The 6,456-nt window shown below is 72.8% G+C and carries 2 protein-coding genes; both read right to left on the reverse strand.

Features of this window, described 5'->3' with window-relative positions; translation table 11 throughout:
• Window positions 1–152: 152 nt before the first annotated feature.
• Window positions 153–2,762, reverse strand: a complete 2,610-nt coding sequence (locus ACH4C6_RS06745) for a SpoIIE family protein phosphatase (protein WP_398107429.1) — start codon at window positions 2,760–2,762, stop codon at window positions 153–155.
• A gap of 97 nt (window positions 2,763–2,859) precedes the next feature.
• The coding region (locus tag ACH4C6_RS06750; protein WP_398107430.1) for a HAMP domain-containing protein at window positions 2,860–6,456 on the reverse strand (3,597 nt) is incomplete at its 5' end.

Below are 6,456 nucleotides of genomic sequence, written 5' to 3' on the forward strand. Positions count from 1 at the left end.
CTACCCCGTATTCCCCTGCCCACGGCGATTCCACGCCATCCGGGACCGGACTTCCATGATCTCAGGCAGGCGCCGCGCTGTCTGCGGGAGTACCGTCCCCTCGTCACCGGAGGCGTCCGCCGGGACCGGGCGGACGGTGCGGGCGGCACCCCTCAGCCGACCCGGATGCCCACGATGCAGGTGTCGTCGTCGGTGTCCGACCTGCTGTAGGTCAGCAGGCGGTCCAGTTGCTGGTCCAGGGTGGTGGGGGCGGAGCGGACCGTGGTCAGCAGGTGGGTCAGGGACTCCTCCACCGGCCGGTCCCGGCGCTCGACGAGGCCGTCGGTGTACATCAGCAGGGTGTCCTCGGGCGCCAGCTGGATCTCCGTCTCCTCGTACACCGCCTCCGGGACGGCACCGAGCAGCAGGCCCTTGACCAGGGGCAGGGGCTGCGCGTCGGTGTCGCGCACGAGGACGGGCGGCAGGTGCCCGGCCCTGGCCCAGCGCAGCGTCCGGTGGACCGGGTCGTACAGCCCGCACACCGCCGTCGCCGTGACGGCGCCGGTCAGGTGGTGGGCGACGATGTTGAGCCAGGACAGCAGCTGGGCCGGTCCGGCACCGGTGACCGCCAGCCCGCGCAGCGCGTTGCGCAGGACGACCATGCTGGTGGCCGCCTCGATGCCGTGCCCGGCCACGTCCCCGACGCACAGCAGCACCTGCCGGGACGGCAGGACGACGGTGTCGTACCAGTCGCCGCCGACCAGCTGCTCGGTCTCCGCGGGCCGGTAGCGGACGGCGACCTGGAGACCCGACACCTGCAGCGGGGCCTGGGTCGGGGGCATGATGGCGTGCTGGAGCTGAAGGGCGAGCCGGTTGCGTTCACTGGCCTGCTGCTCGGTGTGGGCGAGCTGGTCCCGGGTGGCGGCGAGCGCGACCTCGGTCCAGTGCTGCGAGGAGATGTCCTGGCAGGCGCCGCGGACCAGCAGCAGCCGGTCGTCGGTGTCGAGCACGGGCTCGGCGACGATGCGGATGTGCCGGGTCACCCCGTCCGGCCGTTGCAGCCGGAAGGCCGCGGCCGCGGGCCGCCGGTGATGCAGCAGGGTGCGCAGGAAACGCCGGATGGAGACGCCGTCGTCCGGGTGGGCGTGGGCCGGCAGTTCCTCCAGCGGCACCGGCGTCGAGGTCTGGGGACGCCCGTAGAGGTCGAACAGCTGCCCGTTCCAGGTGATCTCACCGGTCAGCACGTTCTCCTCGAAGCCGCCGATGCGGCCCAGGCGCTGGGCGTTCTGCAGCAGGCTCGCCAGCCGCGCGGTCTCGTCCTCGATGCGCCAGATGAGCAGCACGGACGAGCCGTGCCGGCTGATGCTGATGTCGGCGACGGCCGACAGGGGCACCTGGTCGACGAGGGCCGTGAGGTTCATCCGCCGGGCCCGGAAGGGCTCACCGGTGGCGTACACACGCTCGACGCGCTGGAACAGCTCGCTCTCGCCGACGGCCATGGGGTACGCCTCGAGCAGCAGGGCGCCGCTGACGACGGCCCGGGGCCGGCCGGCCGGGTCGAGGAAGCGGTTGTTCACGTGCTGGATGCGGAAGTCCACGAGGTGACCGTCGGCGTCCAGGTGGGGCACCAGGACGAGGGCGGGGTCGTGCAGGCCGTCGGCCAGGTCCATCAGCTCGGCGGCGTCGGGCAGGACGCGCGGTTCCGTCGCTCCGGCGGGCAGTGGCGTGTACATCTCCAGGGTGTGGGCGCACAGTTCGGCCAGCGCCTCGACCTGGCGGACGATCTGCGGGGGCTGCGGCTGGAGCGGGTCGGGCCAGGCGATCTCCAGCACGCCGTGGATGCGTCCCCCGGTGCCGGCGGGCAGGGCGGCCCGGCCGCCGTCCGGGTGGTGGTGCAGACCGATGCTGGGCAGGCCGGTCCGGCCGAGGCTGGTGATCCACTGCCCCTCGCGCTCCATCAGGCCGCGCCGTGCCACGGTGACCACGTCCGGCGGGACGTAGCGCCAGCGGGTGGCCTCGGCCGGTGAGAATCCGGCACTGCCCGCCAGGGTCAGCGAGCCGTCGGCGCCCGCGGCCCATATGGCCACGGCCGCCGCGCCGAGCGGGCGCAGCGCCTGCTCCAGCAGGGCGTCGGCGACGGCCTGGGCGTCGTCCGCGGCCAGCACGCCGCTCTCGGCCGCGCGCAGCCGCACGGCGGCCGACTCGGCCTCGGCCTCGTCGGCGGCCTTGGTGGCGGCGAGGAACGCGTCGGTCACCTCCGACATGCGGTCCCGGGCGGCCTGGTTGATGACGTCGACGGCCAGCTCCAGAGGGCTGAGCTGGGCCTGCTCGGCCAGCTCGGCGAGCTGCCGGGCGGCCTGGGCCGGGCCGCACCGGAGCCGTTCGATCAGGACGCCCTTCGCGAGTTCGATCAAGGCGCGGCCCTCGGCCTCGGCCTGCGCGGCCCGGACCTCGCGGCTGAGCCGTTCCACGGTGGCGGCCAGCCTGCCCACCGGCGAGGCCGGAGGAACGCCCGGGGCGTCGGCGGGCGGCCCGCCGGGCAGCAGGAGCTCCTCCTCCGCGAGGAAGCCGGAACCGCCGGAGCCCGCCGGGTCCCCGGCCGGGGCGGCCGGCCGGCCCCCGGGTGTCCCCGGCTCGCCGTCGGCGGTCGCGTGGGACGCGGCGGCGGGTGCCGTCGGCCCGTCGGGCGTCGCGGGCGGGAGCGCGGGCGTCGGGTTCCCTGCGGCGTCGCGCTGCACCCCGGCTTCCCCGGAGGGTTCACGCGGCTGCTCGGACATGCTCACGGTCTGGATGCTCCTCGGCTTCAGCGCCCGGCGGCGCGGAACGGCTGGTCCGGCGGGCGCCCGCCCCGCCGCTGTGCGGGGTCGGGCGCCGGCCGGTTCACACGGGCAGCCAGCGGCGGACGCAGGCGATGAGGTCGCGTGTGTCGACGGGCTTGGTGACGTAGTCGCTGGCGCCCGAGGCGATGCTCTTGTCCCGGTCGCCGGGCATCGCCTTCGCCGTCACGGCGATGATCGGCAGGTCGGCGTACTGCGGCATCCTGCGGATCTCCGCGGTCGCCGTGTATCCGTCCATCTCCGGCATCATCACGTCCATCAGGACGATGGCGACGTCCGGGTTGTTCACCAGCGTCTCGATGCCCCGGCGCCCGTTCTCGGCGTGCAGCACCCGGAAGCCGTGCAGCTCCAGGATGCCGCTGAGGGCGAAGAGGTTGCGCGCGTCGTCGTCGACCACCAGGACCGTGCGGCCCGCCGAGGCGTCGTCGACCACCGGCGGCGTCAGCGGCTGCGCCTCCTCCGGCCGGACCAGGGACAGCACGTCCCCGGGTTCCTCGGCCGACAGGTGCAGGGCGATCCGCTCGCGCAGCTCGTCGAGGCTGGACAGCAGCTCCAGCGCCCCGCCGGCCGAGCGTGCGCGCAGCGTCTCGTCCAGCGCGACGTCCGCGGGGTGGTTGCTGTGCACGAGCACCGGCACGCTCGTCAGGGCCGAGTCGCCCTGGAGCGCCTGGAGGAAGCGGGAGGCCTCGCCGTCGCCCATGCCGAGCTCCAGGACCACGCAGTGGCACGGGTCGGCGGCGAGCGCCCCGGCCGCCTCCTGCGCCCCGACGGCGGTGATGACGTCGACCGCGGGCCGCTGCCCGCCGTCGGCGCGGCCGTGCGTCAGGTCGGCCACCACGCTCTCGGCGACGAGGGTGAGCAGACCGCGCGGCCGCTCCTCCACGACGAGCAGCCGCCGGGGCCGCGGTCCGGGCCCGATCTGGGGCACGGGCGCGGGCTGGGCGGAGCCCTGCGGCAGCGGCTCGGCGGAGGACCGCTCCAGGGTCCGGCCGTGCTGGAGCAGTTCCTCGAAGTCGGGCCGGGCCACCGGCAGGTACAGCGTGAAGGTGCTGCCCTGGCCCGGTGTGCTGTCCACGGTCACGGCGCCCCCGAGGAGCTGGGCGATCTCCCTGGTGATGGACAGGCCGAGGCCGGTGCCGCCGTACTTGCGGCTCGTCGTGCCGTCCGCCTGCTGGAACGCGCCGAAGATCGTCTCCAGGTTCTGCTCCGGGATGCCGATGCCCGTGTCCTTCACCCGGAAGGCCACCACGGCGCCGCCGCGGACCACGCCCTCGGGCACCTCGCCGTCCGCCGCCGGCTCGATGCGCAGCTCCACGGAGCCCTGCTCGGTGAACTTGACGGCGTTGGACAGCAGGTTGCGCAGGACCTGCCGCAGCCGGGAGTCGTCGGTGAGCAGGTCCGCGGGCGCCCCCGCGGCCGTCGACACCGTGAACTCCAGGCTCTTCTGCGTCGTCATCGGCCGGAAGGTGACCTCGACGTACTCGATGAGCTGGCGCAGCGCCACCCGCTCGGGCGTGACGTCCATTTTGCCGGCCTCGACCTTCGACAGGTCGAGGATGTCGTTGATCAGCTGGAGCAGGTCGGAACCGGCGGAGTGGATGATCTGCGCGTACTCCACCTGCTTGGGCGTGAGGTTGCGCGAGGGGTTCTGCGCGAGCAACTGGGCCAGGATCAGCAGGCTGTTGAGCGGGGTGCGCAGTTCGTGGCTCATGTTGGCCAGGAACTCCGACTTGTACTTGGAGGCCAGCGACAGCTGCTGCGCGCGGGTCTCCAGTTCCTGCCGGGCCTGCTCGATCTGGAGGTTCTTCGCCTCGATGTCCCGGTTCTGCGCCACGAGCAGCGAGGCCTTCTCCTCCAGTTCGGCGTTGGAGCGCTGGAGTTCCTCCTGCTGCACCTGCAACTCGGTGGAACGGGCCTGGAGTTCGACGGTGAGGCGCTGCGACTCGACGAGCAGTTCGTCGGTGCGGGCGTTGGCCACGATCGTGTTGAGGTTGACGCCGAGGGTCTCCATCAGCTGGGTGAGGAAGTCCCGGTGGATCTGGGTGAAGGGGGTCACGGACGCCAGCTCGATGACGCCGAGGACCTGGCCCTCGACCACGATCGGCAGCAGCACCAGCGCGGTCGGCACGACCTCGCCGAGCCCGGAGGAGATGGTGACGTAGTCCGGCGGCAGGTCGTCCACGGCGATGGTGCGCCGGCTGCGCGCGGCCTGGCCGACCAGGGTGCGGCCGAAGGCGATCCGGGTGGGCCGGGTGCTGTCCTCCGGGTAGCCGTAGGAGCCGACGAGCCGCAGCTCGGGCCCGTCGTCGCCGTCCTCGGCGAGGTAGAACGCCCCGTACTGGGCGGACACCAGCGGCACCAGCTCGTCCATGATCAGTTCCGCGACGACGGGCAGGTCGCGGTGGCCCTGCATCAGTCCGGAGATCCGGGCGAGGTTGGTCTTGAGCCAGTCCTGCTCCTGGTTGGCCCGGGTGGTCTCGCGCAGGGACTCCACCATCGAGTTGATGTTGTCCTTGAGCTCGGCGACCTCGCCGGATGCCTCCACGTTGATCGACCGGGTCAGGTCGCCCTCGGCGACGGCACTGGTCACCTCGGCGATGGCGCGCACCTGGCGGGTCAGGTTGCCCGCCAGTTCGTTGACGTTCTCCGTGAGGCGCTTCCAGGTGCCCGAGACGCCCTCGACCTCGGCCTGGCCGCCGAGGCGGCCCTCGGTGCCGACCTCGCGGGCCACGCGCGTGACCTCGTCCGCGAACGCGGAGAGCTGGTCGACCATCGTGTTGATCGTCGTCTTGAGTTCGAGGATCTCGCCGCGGGCGTCGACGTCGATCTTCTTGGAGAGGTCGCCCTTGGCGACGGCGGTCGTCACCAGCGCGATGTTGCGGACCTGGCCGGTGAGGTTGTTGGCCATCGAGTTGACGTTGTCGGTGAGGTCCTTCCACGTGCCGGCGACGTTGGGCACGTGCGCCTGGCCGCCGAGGCGTCCCTCGGTGCCGACCTCGCGGGCCACGCGGGTGACCTCGTCCGCGAACGCCGAGAGCGTGTCGACCATCGTGTTGATGACCTCGGCGAGCGCGGCCACCTCGCCCTTGGCCTCGACGGTGATCCGCTGCGACAGGTCGCCGCGCGCCACCGCGGTGGCGACCTGGGCGATGGAGCGGACCTGACCGGTCAGGTTGGAGGCCATCACGTTGACGTTGTCGGTGAGGTCCTTCCAGGTGCCGGACACGCCGCGCACCTGGGCCTGGCCGCCGAGGCGGCCCTCGGTGCCGACCTCGCGGGCCACGCGCGTGACCTCGTCCGCGAACGCCGACAGCTGGTCGACCATCGTGTTGATCGTGCTCTTCAGCTCCAGGATCTCCCCGCGCGCGTCCACGGTGATCTTCTGGGACAGGTCGCCCTTGGCGACCGCGGTGGCGACGAGCGCGATGTTGCGGACCTGGCCGGTGAGGTTCCCGGCCATGAAGTTCACGGAGTCGGTGAGGTCCCGCCAGGTTCCCTTGACGCCCTTGACGTCCGCCTGGCCGCCGAGGCGGCCCTCGGTGCCCACCTCGCGGGCCACGCGCGTGACCTCGTCCGCGAACGCCGACAGCTGGTCGACCATCGTGTTGATCGTGCTCTTCAGCTCCAGGATCTCCCCGCG

Origin of the sequence: Streptomyces sp. NPDC017943 (assembly GCF_044328425.1) — a bacterium.
GTDB lineage: Bacteria > Actinomycetota > Actinomycetes > Streptomycetales > Streptomycetaceae > Streptomyces > Streptomyces djakartensis_A.